The organism is Mesorhizobium sp. RCC_202 (genome assembly GCF_041355295.1).
Classification (GTDB): domain Bacteria; phylum Pseudomonadota; class Alphaproteobacteria; order Rhizobiales; family Rhizobiaceae; genus Mesorhizobium.
The window spans coordinates 120,047-132,418 of record NZ_JBFUPO010000009.1 but is presented as its reverse complement, the minus strand read 5'-3'; the positions used below and the strand labels follow the sequence as shown (position 1 = coordinate 132,418).

The following is a 12,372-nucleotide window of genomic DNA, read 5'->3' as shown; positions in this document are numbered from 1 at the left end:
GGCAAGGCATCCGTTTTGAACCAGGAAACTCCCGCAAGGGCCGGCCTCCACCGGACGCGGGGCAACTTTGACAGTGCCGGCCTACCTTGTTTATCGGGGTTGTCCGGCCCATATGGAGAAAGAGAAGAATATGGCTCGTATAGCCGGCGTCAACATTCCGACCAACAAGCGCGTCGTCATCGCGCTTCAATACATTCACGGCATCGGCAAGAAGTTTGCCCAGGAGATCGTCGACAAGGTCGGCATCCCGGCGGACCGTCGCGTCAACCAGTTGACCGACGCCGAAGTGCTGCAGATCCGCGAGACGATCGACCGCGACTACCAGGTCGAAGGCGATCTGCGCCGCGAAGTCTCGATGAACATCAAGCGGCTGATGGACCTCGGCTGCTACCGCGGCCTGCGTCACCGCCGCTCGCTGCCGGTTCGCGGCCAGCGCACGCATACCAATGCGCGCACCCGCAAAGGCCCGGCCAAGGCGATCGCCGGCAAGAAGAAGTAAATTGGAGTGAGTAGCCGGTAGTGAGTAGTGAGTAGCAGCGTCAACGGCTGCATCTCTTCACTACTCACTAATTTGCTATTCACTTTCCTAGGTGGAGCCGCTGGCATTACGGCGGTGTAGAGATCAACTGAAAGGACTATTATGGCCAAGGAAGCCGCTCGTGTTCGCCGTCGCGAACGCAAGAACATCTCGTCGGGCGTTGCCCACGTCAATTCGACCTTCAACAACACCATGATCACCATTACCGACGCGCAGGGCAATTCGATTGCCTGGTCGTCGGCCGGTGCCCAGGGCTTCAAGGGTTCGCGCAAGTCGACCCCGTTCGCCGCCCAGATGGCTGCCGAAGACGTCGCCAAGAAGGCGCAGGAACACGGCATGCGCATGCTCGAGGTCGAGGTCTGCGGACCCGGCTCCGGCCGCGAATCGGCGCTGCGCGCCCTGCAGGCCGCCGGCTTCACCATCACGTCGATCCGTGACGTGACGCCGATCCCGCACAATGGCTGCCGCCCGCGCAAGAAGCGTCGCGTCTAACAATTACTGAACGCCGCGCGAACGCCCCTCAGGGCGGTCCTCCACGGTATTTCCAGGCTGCCCGCCACGATTGGATGGTGGCGGGTCCAAGGAAGGAAGACACCATGATCCAGAAAAACTGGCAGGAACTGATCAAGCCGAACAAGATCGAGTTCTCGTCGAAGAAGAAGACGCTGACCACGCTGGTCGCCGAACCGCTCGAGCGCGGTTTTGGCCTGACGCTGGGCAACGCGCTGCGGCGCGTGCTTTTGTCTTCGCTGCGCGGCGCGGCTGTGACCGCCGTGCAGATCGACGGCGTGCTGCATGAATTCTCGTCCATCGCCGGCGTGCGCGAGGACGTGACCGACATCGTCTTGAACATCAAGGAAATCGCCATCCGCATGGAAGGCGATGGTCCCAAGCGCATGGTCGTGCGCAAGCAGGGCCCGGGCGCCGTGCTCGCCGGCGACATCCAGACGGTTGGCGACGTCGAGATCCTCAACCCCGACCACGTGATCTGCACGCTGGACGAAGGGGCGGAGATTCGCATGGAGTTCACCGTCGACACCGGCAAGGGCTACGTGCCGGCCGAGCGTAATCGCGCCGAGGACGCGCCGATCGGCCTGATCCCGGTCGACAGCCTGTACTCGCCGGTCAAGAAGGTCTCCTACAAGGTCGAGAACACCCGCGAGGGCCAAGTTCTCGACTATGACAAGCTGACCATGACGATCGAAACCAACGGCTCGATTTCGGGCGAGGACGCGGTGGCTTTCGCCGCTCGCATCCTGCAGGACCAGCTCGCCCTGTTCGTCAACTTCGACGAGCCGCAGAAGGAAGTCGCCGCCGAAGCCGTCACCGAGCTCGCCTTCAACCCGGCGCTGCTCAAGAAGGTCGACGAGCTCGAGCTTTCGGTGCGTTCGGCCAACTGCCTGAAGAACGACAACATCGTCTATATCGGCGACCTGATCCAGAAGACCGAAGCCGAGATGCTGCGCACCCCGAACTTCGGCCGCAAGTCGCTGAACGAGATCAAGGAAGTCTTGGCGGCAATGGGCCTGCACCTCGGCATGGAAGTGCCGGACTGGCCGCCGGAAAACATCGAAGACCTCGCAAAACGTTACGAAGACCAATATTGAGCATGAATTCCAAGGATCGGGCGGCGTGAGCCACTCGATCCGACGGTCATGCGGAAAACCATCAGAGGCTATGGCCTCTTGAACAACTGAAGAAGGAAAAGAGCCATGCGCCACGGTTTTAAAGGCCGTCGCTTCGCCCGCAGCGTAAGCCACCGCAAGTCGATGTTCGCCAACCTCGCCGTGTCTCTGATCGAGCACGAGCAGATCGTCACCACCCTGCCGAAGGCGAAGGACCTGCGTCCGATCGTCGAGAAGCTGGTGACGCTCGGCAAGCGCGGCGACCTGCACGCCCGCCGCCAGGTGATCGCGCAGATCGGCAATGAAGGCGTCGTCAAGCGTCTGTTCGAAACCATCGCTCCGCGCTACGCCACCCGCAACGGCGGCTATTTGCGCATCATGAAGGCGGGCTTCCGCAAGGGCGACAACGCCGCCATGGCGGTCATCGAGTTCGTCGATCGCGACACTTCGGCCAAGGGCGCCGCCGACCGCGCTCGCGTCGAAGCTGAAGGCGCCAACGAGGAAGCCGCGGCCGCCTGAGGCCAGCGTTTTCTTCAATGAGTTCAAGGGGCCTTCGGGCCCCTTTTGCATTTTTGAAGCGCGAGCAGGTGAGGGCGAATTTTCGACCTGGCGCTTACTCTTTTGCGCGACAAGTGCCGCATTTGCGTGCATTAGCCTTTCATTCTGCACAATCGTCGGGACAATGGCGCCCGTTCAGGAGGGATTCGGAAATGCACCTCAAACGGCTGTTTCTTGTTGCCATTTGCGCGCTCGCCGCCTTCGCCGCGGCGCCGGCCGTGCGGCAGGCACTGGCAGAGGATGCCGCCAAGCCGGCCGATCCCGGTCTCTCCGATGTGCTGACCGACCTGCTGCATGGCGTCGAAGGCGAGAACGGCACGTCCGGTCCCGACAAGCGCGTGCCGTTCGGCCGCGAAGAGGTGCAGTTGTCCTTCGCGCCGCTGGTCAAGCAGACCGCGCCGGCGGTGGTCAACGTCTATGCCTCGCAGACCGCCAAGGTGGTCTCGCCTTTCGAGGGCGATCCGTTCTTCGAGGAGTTCTTCGGCCGCGCCCAGCCGCGCGCGCAGTCCTCGCTGGGCTCCGGCGTGCTGGTCGATCCGAGCGGCGTCATCGTCACCAACTACCATGTCATCAAGGATGCCGACGAAGTGAAGGTGGCGACCGCCGACGGCCGCGAGTTCACCTCCAAGGTCATGCTCAAGGACGAAACGCTCGATCTCGCCGTGCTCAAGATTTCCGCCGACAAGCCGTTCCCGGTGATCGCCATCGGCGATTCCGACGCGCTCGAGGTCGGCGATCTGGTGCTAGCCATCGGCAACCCGTTCGGCGTCGGCCAGACCACCACCAGCGGCATCGTTTCCGCACTTGCCCGCAGCCATATCGGCGTCTCGGATTCCGGCTATTTCATCCAGACCGATGCCGCCATCAACCCCGGCAATTCCGGCGGCGCGCTGATCAACATGGGCGGCCAGCTGGTCGGCATCAACACCGCCATCTACAGCCGCAGCGGTGGCTCGATCGGCATCGGCTTCGCCATCCCGTCGAACATGGTGCGCGCCTTCGCCGACGCCGCCAAGGCGGGGCTCGACTTCTTCGAGCGTCCCTATATCGGCGCCGAGTTCGAAGCGGTGACGCCGCAGATCGCCGAATCGCTCGGCATGGAGAAGCCGACCGGCGCGCTGGTCTCTTCGGTCGAGGGCGCCGGCCCGGCCGGCAAGGCCGGTCTGAAGCCAGGCGATGTCGTCCTGTCGCTTAACAACACGCCGGTCGAGAGCATCGAGGCGCTCGACTACCGCATGGCGACGCTGTCGATCGGCACCAAGGCAACCTTCGCTATCCTGACCAAGGGCCAGCAGGCGACGCTGGAGATCCCGCTGGAGCGCGCGCCGGAAGGCGCCAGGGCGGTCGAGGTGACGCTGCATGGCCGCAGCCCGTTCTCCGGCGCCAAGGTGACGGAACTATCGCCGCGCCTTGCCCAGCGGCTTGGCCTGCGCACCGACCTCAAGGGTGTCACCGTGGTCGATGTCAACCGCGATTCACCGGCCGCCGATTTCGGCTTCCAGCCGGGCGATATCGTGCGCGAGGTGAACGGCACCACCATCGACACCGCCGCAACGTTGGCGCAGGCCGCCCAGCAGGACACGCGCTGGTGGCGCTTTACCGTCGAGCGTGGCGGGCAGATACTGCGCCAGGTGTTGCGCTACTGAGGCGATCTTCCCATTTTAGAGCATGATCCCCGGAACCGGTTTTCCGATAGGATCATGCTCCAGAAAGAGCAGGCTCGTGCTCCAACCAAAAGACTTGCATGGCTGATCTCTTCAGCGTTGATGAACCCGAAAAAGCGGCGCCTGGCCGGCCGCTTGCCGACCGGCTGCGCCCGAAGAACCTCGGCGAGGTCGTTGGCCAGGAGCATCTGACCGGCCCTGACGGCGCACTGACCAGACTGATCGATTCCGGTTCGCTTGGATCGATGATCTTCTGGGGGCCGCCCGGCACCGGCAAGACGACCGTGGCGCGGCTGCTCGCCGGCGAGACCGATCTTGCCTTCGAGCAGATATCGGCGGTGTTTTCCGGCGTGGCCGACCTCAAGAAGGTGTTCGAGACGGCAAAGCTGCGTCGCGCCAACGGCCGCCAGACGCTGCTCTTCGTCGATGAGATCCACCGCTTCAACCGCGCGCAGCAGGACGGCTTTCTTCCCGTGATGGAAGACGGCACCGTCGTGCTGGTCGGCGCCACGACGGAAAACCCGTCCTTCGAGCTCAACGCCGCGCTTTTGTCGCGCGCGCGCGTGCTGGTGTTCCGTTCGCTTGGCGAGGAGAGCATCGCCAAGCTGCTGGCGCGAGCGGAGGAAACCGAGGGCAGGGCGCTGCCGCTCGACGACGAGGCGCGCGCGATGCTGATCCGCATGGCGGACGGCGACGGCCGCGCCTCACTGACTTTGGCCGAGGAGGTCTGGCGCGCCGCCAAGAAAGGCGAAGTGTTCACTCCCGAAGGCCTGCAGCGCGTCATCCAGCGCCGCGCGCCGATCTACGACAAGGGTCAGGACGGCCATTACAATCTGATCTCGGCGCTGCACAAGTCGGTGCGCGGCTCCGATCCGGATGCAGCGCTCTACTATCTCGCCCGCATGTTCGACGCCGGCGAGGATCCGCTCTATCTCGGCCGCCGGCTGGTGCGCATGGCGGTGGAAGATATCGGCCTTGCCGATCCGCAGGCGCTGGTCGTCGCCAACGCCGCCAAGGATGCCTATGACTATCTCGGCTCTCCTGAGGGTGAGCTCGCCTTTGCCCAGGCCGCCGTTTATCTCGCCACCGCGCCGAAATCGAACGCTGTCTATAATGCCTTCAAGGCCGCGACGGCCGCCGCCAAGGAATTCGGCTCGCTGCTGCCGCCGAAACACATCCTCAACGCGCCGACCAAGCTGATGAAAGAGGAAGATTACGGCGCCGGCTATCGCTACGATCATGACGAACCGGACGCGTTTTCCGGCCAGGATTATTTCCCTGAAAAGATGGGACGGCGGACATTCTACGATCCGCCCGAACGCGGCTTCGAACGCGATATCCGCAAGCGGCTGGAATACTGGGCAAAGCTGCGCAGCGAACGGAACGGCTGAATTGCGCGGCCAGGCGGTCGGTGCGCTTCGAAGCGAGATTTCGCCCTGGGGCATCCCTACATCGATCGCGCTGCATGCATTGCTTGCCGTGGCATTGGCATTGATGCCGCTGCCCAAGCGGCCGAAAGGGCTGGAAGAGGAGAGGGTGTCGGTGACTTGAAGCGCGTCGTTTGAATCCATCCCGCCGCGATGCGCTTTAAGTGGAGTTTTTTACTCCAAATATTTATGCCTGCTGGCGGCTCGGACCCATGCCTTAGCATTGTGCCGGGAAACAAAAAATCCTATCAAGGCGCACGGCCCGCGGGGGTCGCCGTGATTTTGGCTCATGGAATAGGACCGCGCACCCGCGCGTAACAAGAATGACAAAGCAAACCGTCAAGACCCTTCGCAAGGCTGCGATTGCAGTGGTGGTTCTCGCGCTCGCCTTCTACTTCATCCCGATCATAACGGCGATCTTCGTCGTCTGCGGCCTGATCGACGTCATGCGCAACGACCAGAAGGACCGCAACCTTTTCGAACGCTATTTCCTCGGCAACGGCCTGTTCACCTGGCTGCTATCGCCGTTCAACCTGATCGTCGATCTGATCTGCTACCGGAACCCCGGCGTGTGGAAGCCCGAGCAGTTCCCGGAAGACTATCAGCGCGAGATCAACGAGATTCTCGGCGTCTTCAAGGCGCGCAAGGATGAGATCATCGCCGACATCGATGCCAATTTCGGCGCCGGCCGGCGCGGCATGTATGTCTACCAGTGGTACGGCAAGCACAAGATCGACAACGTCCCGGAATTCAACAAGGATTACAAATACATCAAGACGATTGCCGTCTCGGTTTTCAGCAAGCGCGAATCGACTTCCTGGCATTTCGGCCCGCTGCGGCTCAGCCTGCGCATTCTCTACAATTTGATCCCGGTGCAGGCGGAGATCTTCGTCCAGTGCGGCAGCAAAAAGAACTACTGGTTCGACAATCCGCTGTTCATCTTCGACGACACGCTGTTCCACCGCTCGGTCAACGAGTATGACGGCCGCCGCTACTGTGTCTTCGTCGACATCATCCGGCCGTCTCCGTTCCCTGGGCTGATCGCCGGCCTTCTGGCCATCGTCTCGGTCAGCGTCGAGCGCATCAATTCGGTCTTTTACAAGAACTGGAAGATGATCGGCTCGTCCAAGCCGAAGGCGGCTGCCAACTGATCCTGGCAATTGCTGCTTGTTCTCCGGTTCGGCCGTTGTCCGGCCGAACCGTCGAAACGGTCTCTAGCACCATTATCCTATGGCGCCGCAAGGCTCGACGATCTGCGCCGTGCCGCCGCCGGCGGACAACTAACCGCATTAAAGCCGCGACGATTGGGGCAATCGTCGCGCTAAGTTGGGTCTTTGGCTCGCAACCTAGCTGTCTTAGTGCTATGGCGCCGCTTCAAATGGAAAAGCGAAGTCATGGCAGGCGTTGAACAGATCACGGTGGAGGCCGGCGAAGCGGGCATGCGGCTCGATCGCTGGTTCAAGACCCACTTCCCCGGCCTAGGCTTCGGCCACCTGCAGAAGCTGCTGCGCTCCGGCCAGATCCGTGTCGATGGCGGCCGCGTCAAGGCCGACAGCCGCGTCGAGCCTGGCCAGGTTGTCCGCATCCCGCCACTCGAGGTGGACAAGAAGGGCGAGAGCGCGCTGACCGGCCACTCGATCCGCAACCAGGGCGATGCCGATGTCCTGGCGAAGATGCTGATCCATGAGGACCCGAAGGTCTTCGTCTTCAACAAGCCGGCGGGCCTCGCCGTGCAGGGCGGCTCAGGCGTCACCCGCAATGTCGACGACATGCTGGAGGCCTGGCGCAACCAGAAGGGCGAGAAGCCACGCCTGGTGCACCGGCTCGACCGCGATACGTCCGGCGTGCTGGTGGTTGCCCGCACCAGGCTTGCGGCGATGAAGCTTTCGGAAGCGTTCCGGGCACGCGAGACGAAGAAGACCTATTGGGCGCTGGTCAAGGGCGTGCCGCCGAAGCGCGAGGACAAGATCTCGACCTGGCTGATCAAGGAGCCGACCGAGGACGGCGATCGTGTGCGCGTGGCGGCACACGGTGAAAAAGGCGCCGACCATGCCGTGTCCTTCTACCGCATCATCGAGCAGGCGGCGCAGACTATGACCTGGCTGGAGATGGAGCCCTATACCGGCCGCACGCACCAGCTTCGCGTTCATGCCGCCTATATCGGCTGCCCGATCATCGGCGACCCGAAATATTTCGAGGCCGATACCAACTGGGATTTCCCGGGCGGCATCCAGAACCGCCTGCATCTGCATGCGCGCCGCATCGTCATTCCGCATCCCGACAAAGGCGTCATCGACGTCACCGCGCCGATGCCGCCGCATATGCGCCAGAGCTGGAACCTGATCGGCTTCGACGACGCCAGCGCGGAGGACTGATAGTGGCCGTCGTGCCCGCATTGGATCGCCGCGACGCTGTCGATATGGCGGCGGTCCTCATCATGGTCGGGCTGACCTTCTCCTGGGGGCTGAACTACGTCGCCGCCAAGATCTCCTATGCCGGCTACGATCCTGTCTTCGTCTCGATCGCGCGTTCGATCATCGGCGGGCTCTGTGTGTTCGCCTGGTGCCGTCTGCGCGGCATCAGGCTGTTCGAAGCCGACGGCACGCTGATCGCGGGGATCATGGTCGGCGTGCTCTTCGGTGTCGAGTTCCTGTGCCTTTATGTCGGGCTGGAATACACCACCGTTGCCCGCAACACGCTCTTGGTCAACACCATGCCGTTCTGGGTGCTGATCGGCGGCCATTTCCTGCTTGGCGAACGCATCAATACGCGCAAGCTCGCCGGGCTCATCCTCGCCTTCTGCGGTCTTGCGGCGGTCTTTTCCGACGGCATCGTCGCCGGCACCGACGCGACGCTGACCGGCGACCTGCTCAGCCTCGGCTCCGGCGTCCTGTGGGCATCCACCAGTATCGTCATCAAACGCTCGAAGCTGGTCCAAACCAGCGCTGAGAAACTTCTGCTCTACCAACTGGCCGGCGCTGCAATTGTCGGCCTCCTGGTGCTGCCGTTCGCCGGTCCGCCGATCCGCAACGTCAACGCCTTGGCGACATGGGCGCTGCTCTTCCAGTCTTTCTATGTCGTCGCCTTCACCTATGTATTGTGGTTCTGGCTGCTTCGGCGCTATCCGGCGTCCGGCCTGTCGAGCTTCGCCTTCCTGTCGCCGGTGTTCGGCGTGCTGTGCGGCGCGGTCATTTTGGGTGAGCCGCCGACGGTCCGGATTTTTGTGGCGCTGGCGCTGATCGCGGCTGGCCTGATCATCGTCAACCGGCCGGCGCGAAGGCAGCCGGCGCCCTAGTAGTCTACGGAATCGAATCGATATGCGCGATATTCTTGAAGACCTCGAAGCAGGAAAACTGCTGTCCGATCCGGATCCGGTGCGCCGTGCCCAGCTGCAGATGAAGACGCCGCTGCCGAAGCGTTTTTACAAAGATGTCTCGGTGGCGCCGGTCGAAAACGGCCTTGCCGTGCATCTCGACGGCCGTCCGGTGCGCACACCGGGCAAGGCGGTGATGGTGTTGCCGACCGAAAAGGCCGCAAACCTGGTGGCCGATGAGTTTGCCGCGCAGGGTGAGGTCATCGACCCGGTGACGATGCCGGTCATGCGCCTCGTCAACACCGCCGTCGACGGCGTCGCCACCGATCCGCAGGCTGTGCTGGAGGATGTGCTGCGTTTTGCGTCATCCGATCTGCTCTGCTACCGCGCCGACGCTCCGCAAGGCCTGGTCGATCGCCAGAACAAGCACTGGGATCCGGTGCTCGACTGGGCACGCGGCCGCCTTGGCGCGCGTTTCAATCTTGCCGAGGGCGTCATCCATGTCGAGCAGCCACGTGAGACGATTGCCGTGCTCAGCTCGCATCTTGGGCAGCGCGCCGAACCGATGCGGCTGGCCGCCATCCATGTCATGACCTCGCTGACCGGCTCGGCGCTGCTGGCGCTCGCGGTCGATTTCGGCGAGATCGACGGCGAGGAAGCCTGGCTTGCCGCCCATGTCGATGAGGACTGGCAGATCGAGCACTGGGGCCATGACGCCGAAGCGGTCGCCCGCCGCTCGGCACGCAAACGCGACATGATGGCGGCTGTCAGCTTGCTCGAGGCGCTGCAGGGTTAAGCGTACCGCACTGCACCTAATACGAAAGTCATAATCCCATCGTCGCTCTGCCGTTGCCGGCTCCTTTCTGTCATTTTTTCACCCGTGGCTGCGTTTTTTGAGTCCGCATTCGGAGGAAGGCGGACTGTCGCGCGCAGCCATCGAGGACAGACGGGATCCCACGGGAGGACAGTTCAATGGCAATGGCATCGACCGCCGGCGGAACAAGCCGCGGCATGACGCGGGAAGAGAAGAAAGTCATCTTCGCTTCCTCGCTCGGCACCGTATTCGAATGGTACGATTTCTATCTCTACGGCTCGCTGGCGGCCTTTATCGGCTCGACCTTCTTCAGCCCGGCAATCCCGGAAGCCACGCGAAACATCTTCGCGCTGCTTGCCTTTGCCGCCGGCTTTCTTGTCCGCCCGTTTGGCGCGCTGGTCTTCGGCCGCATCGGCGATCTCGTCGGCCGCAAATACACCTTCCTCGTCACCATGACGATCATGGGCCTGTCGACCTTCCTGGTCGGCTTGCTTCCCGGCTACGCAACCCTGGGCATCTTGGCACCCGTGATCCTAATTATCCTGCGAATGCTGCAGGGGCTTGCGCTGGGTGGCGAATATGGTGGTGCCGCGACTTATGTCGCTGAACACGCGCCGGACGATCGCCGTGGCTTCTACACATCGTGGATCCAGACGACGGCCACACTCGGTCTGTTCCTGTCGCTGATCGTCATCCTGATCGTGCAAGGCTCGCTCAGTAAGGAAACCTACGCTGCCTGGGGCTGGCGCATTCCTTTCATCGTCTCCTTCCTGCTGCTCGCCGTTTCGATCTGGATCCGGTTGTCGCTCTCGGAGTCTCCGACCTTCCAGAAGATGAAGGATGAGGGCAAGGGTTCCAAGGCGCCTCTGACCGAAGCCTTCGGCCAGTGGAAGAACGCCAGGATCGCGCTGCTCGCGCTGCTCGGCCTTACCGCCGGTCAGGCCGTCGTCTGGTACAACGGCCAGTTTTACGCGCTGTTCTTCCTGCAGAACGTGCTCAAGGTCGATCCGCAATCGGTCAATATCATGATTGCGATTGCCCTGGCGCTTGGCTCGATCTTCTTCGTCGTGTTCGGCTGGCTGTCCGACAAGATCGGCCGCAAGCCGATCATCATGGCCGGCCTCGCGCTTGCCATCGTCTGCACCTTCCCGCTGTTCAAAGCGCTGACCAAGGCGGCCAACCCGGCTCTTGCCGCCGCCCAGCAGAACACACGCGCCACTGTGACGACCGCGCCGGGCGACTGCAAGTTCCAGTTCAACCCGGTCGGCACCGCCAAGTTCACGACGTCTTGTGATATCGCAACTTCGTTCCTGACCAAGAACTCGGTGCCTTACGACGTCGTTTCTACGGCTGCACCCGGCACGGCGGCCACGGTCAAGATCGGCAACGAAACGGTGCCGTCCTACGACGCCGTCGCGGCCGGCGACCAGGCCAAAGCCAAGGACGCAGCCTTCGTCAAGGCGGTCAACATGTCGCTGCAGGACGGCGGCTATCCGCTGAAGCGCGCGGCGATCAAGATACCTGACCAGAAGCTGGACGCCTTCATCGCGGCCAACCCGGAGCTGAAGCTCGACGCCGCGGCAATCCGCAGCGGCGAGAAGGCGACGGTTCCGATCGATAAGGCAATCAGCGACAAGCTGCTGACCAAGGATGAAGCGGCCGGTGCGCCGGAGGTCACAGTCTACAACATCCCGGGCGGCGGTCCGTTCGCCATGGTCGCCGATCCGGCCCAGGTCAACTGGCCGATGACGATCGGCATCCTGTTCATCCTCGTGATCTTCGTGACCATGGTCTATGGCCCCATCGCCGCGATCCTGGTCGAGATGTTCCCGACCCGCATCCGCTACACCGGCATGTCGCTGCCTTACCACATTGGCAACGGTTGGTTCGGTGGCCTGCTGCCCGCGATCGTGTTCGCGTTCAGCGCCTACAAGGGCGATATTTATTTCGGTCTCTGGTATCCGGTGATCATCGCCGCGATGACGCTGATCATCGGCATGATCTTCGTCAAGGATACGCTTGGCACCGACTTGCACGCCAAGGACTGATCGTCAGGACATCCAATAGAAAACCCGGCGCGAGCAATCGCGCCGGGTTTTCTTGTCGGAAGGGATGAAGCGGATCAGCTCTTACGCTGGTGATTTTCTTCCTCGACGGCCGCTTCGTGGTACCAGCCGTCGAAGTCGGTATGCTCGCCGCGCAACGATGCCAGCTCTGCCGCGAATTTCGCCTTGGCGCCTAAATTTGAGGCAGACTTGCGGGCTGCGAGCGGGAACATCAGGATCTTTGCCGACGGGCGCGGTTGCGTGACTTGCATTGGCTGCCCTCCTTACTTTTCCAGGGGCTATCGATTCAGCTTTCCATCAAGATAGGTTCTGCGATTCCTTTAGGCAATATGCCTACAAAAAGATCATCTTTTGCCTATGATTTGAG

At 62.4% G+C, this 12,372-nt stretch carries 12 protein-coding genes; 11 read left to right on the top strand and 1 reads right to left on the bottom strand.

Features of this window, described 5'->3' with window-relative positions; genetic code table 11:
* The first annotated feature begins 130 nt into the window (after positions 1-130).
* From rpsM to AB6802_RS20900, 11 genes are all read left to right on the top strand, one after another.
* Positions 131-499: a 30S ribosomal protein S13 gene (rpsM, locus tag AB6802_RS20950; RefSeq protein ID WP_027170351.1), complete on the top strand. Its 369-nt coding sequence runs from the start codon at positions 131-133 to the stop codon at positions 497-499.
* Between the two features lie 141 nt (positions 500-640).
* Complete coding sequence (gene rpsK / locus AB6802_RS20945; RefSeq protein ID WP_006205444.1) at positions 641-1,030, top strand: 30S ribosomal protein S11; 390 nt, start codon at positions 641-643, stop codon at positions 1,028-1,030.
* A 104-nt stretch (positions 1,031-1,134) separates the two neighbouring features.
* A complete protein-coding gene (locus AB6802_RS20940) occupies positions 1,135-2,145 on the top strand; it encodes a DNA-directed RNA polymerase subunit alpha (RefSeq protein WP_040983001.1) in 1,011 nt (336 codons plus the stop codon).
* A 105-nt stretch (positions 2,146-2,250) separates the two neighbouring features.
* Positions 2,251-2,682 carry a 50S ribosomal protein L17 gene (gene rplQ / locus AB6802_RS20935; RefSeq protein ID WP_371012087.1) on the top strand — a complete coding sequence of 144 codons (432 nt, stop codon included), beginning with the start codon at positions 2,251-2,253 and terminating at the stop codon, positions 2,680-2,682.
* Between the two features lie 191 nt (positions 2,683-2,873).
* Positions 2,874-4,367: a DegQ family serine endoprotease gene (locus AB6802_RS20930; RefSeq protein ID WP_371012086.1), complete on the top strand. Its 1,494-nt coding sequence runs from the start codon at positions 2,874-2,876 to the stop codon at positions 4,365-4,367.
* Positions 4,368-4,465: 98 nt separating this feature from the next.
* Positions 4,466-5,776: a replication-associated recombination protein A gene (locus AB6802_RS20925; protein ID WP_371012085.1), complete on the top strand. Its 1,311-nt coding sequence runs from the start codon at positions 4,466-4,468 to the stop codon at positions 5,774-5,776.
* A 359-nt stretch (positions 5,777-6,135) separates the two neighbouring features.
* Positions 6,136-6,963 (top strand): aspartyl/asparaginyl beta-hydroxylase domain-containing protein, encoded by an 828-nt coding sequence (locus AB6802_RS20920; protein WP_371012084.1) that lies wholly within the window; start codon positions 6,136-6,138, stop codon positions 6,961-6,963.
* 243 nt (positions 6,964-7,206) lie between these two features.
* Positions 7,207-8,187 carry an RluA family pseudouridine synthase gene (locus tag AB6802_RS20915; protein WP_371012083.1) on the top strand — a complete coding sequence of 327 codons (981 nt, stop codon included), beginning with the start codon at positions 7,207-7,209 and terminating at the stop codon, positions 8,185-8,187.
* A gap of 44 nt (positions 8,188-8,231) precedes the next feature.
* The gene (locus AB6802_RS20910; RefSeq protein WP_371012277.1) at positions 8,232-9,107 is read left to right on the top strand and encodes a DMT family transporter; all 876 of its coding nucleotides are present in this window, start codon (positions 8,232-8,234) and stop codon (positions 9,105-9,107) included.
* A gap of 22 nt (positions 9,108-9,129) precedes the next feature.
* A complete protein-coding gene (locus AB6802_RS20905; protein WP_371012082.1) occupies positions 9,130-9,921 on the top strand; it encodes an ATP12 family chaperone protein in 792 nt (263 codons plus the stop codon).
* A 176-nt stretch (positions 9,922-10,097) separates the two neighbouring features.
* A complete protein-coding gene (locus AB6802_RS20900) occupies positions 10,098-11,987 on the top strand; it encodes an MFS transporter (RefSeq protein ID WP_371012081.1) in 1,890 nt (629 codons plus the stop codon).
* 74 nt (positions 11,988-12,061) lie between these two features.
* Here the strand turns inward: AB6802_RS20900 and AB6802_RS20895 are convergent, their stop codons facing one another.
* Positions 12,062-12,256: a DUF2735 domain-containing protein gene (locus AB6802_RS20895; RefSeq protein WP_371012080.1), complete on the bottom strand. Its 195-nt coding sequence runs from the start codon at positions 12,254-12,256 to the stop codon at positions 12,062-12,064.
* Positions 12,257-12,372 lie beyond the last annotated feature (116 nt).

Coding starts and splice junctions, on each gene's coding strand:
- rpsM (WP_027170351.1), top strand. CDS start 131: ATGGCTCGTATAGCCGGCGTCAACATTCCGACCAACAAGCGCGTCGTC.
- rpsK (WP_006205444.1), top strand. CDS start 641: ATGGCCAAGGAAGCCGCTCGTGTTCGCCGTCGCGAACGCAAGAACATC.
- AB6802_RS20940 (WP_040983001.1), top strand. CDS start 1,135: ATGATCCAGAAAAACTGGCAGGAACTGATCAAGCCGAACAAGATCGAG.
- rplQ (WP_371012087.1), top strand. CDS start 2,251: ATGCGCCACGGTTTTAAAGGCCGTCGCTTCGCCCGCAGCGTAAGCCAC.
- AB6802_RS20930 (WP_371012086.1), top strand. CDS start 2,874: ATGCACCTCAAACGGCTGTTTCTTGTTGCCATTTGCGCGCTCGCCGCC.
- AB6802_RS20925 (WP_371012085.1), top strand. CDS start 4,466: ATGGCTGATCTCTTCAGCGTTGATGAACCCGAAAAAGCGGCGCCTGGC.
- AB6802_RS20920 (WP_371012084.1), top strand. CDS start 6,136: ATGACAAAGCAAACCGTCAAGACCCTTCGCAAGGCTGCGATTGCAGTG.
- AB6802_RS20915 (WP_371012083.1), top strand. CDS start 7,207: ATGGCAGGCGTTGAACAGATCACGGTGGAGGCCGGCGAAGCGGGCATG.
- AB6802_RS20910 (WP_371012277.1), top strand. CDS start 8,232: ATGGCGGCGGTCCTCATCATGGTCGGGCTGACCTTCTCCTGGGGGCTG.
- AB6802_RS20905 (WP_371012082.1), top strand. CDS start 9,130: ATGCGCGATATTCTTGAAGACCTCGAAGCAGGAAAACTGCTGTCCGAT.
- AB6802_RS20900 (WP_371012081.1), top strand. CDS start 10,098: ATGGCAATGGCATCGACCGCCGGCGGAACAAGCCGCGGCATGACGCGG.
- AB6802_RS20895 (WP_371012080.1), bottom strand. CDS start 12,256: ATGCAAGTCACGCAACCGCGCCCGTCGGCAAAGATCCTGATGTTCCCG.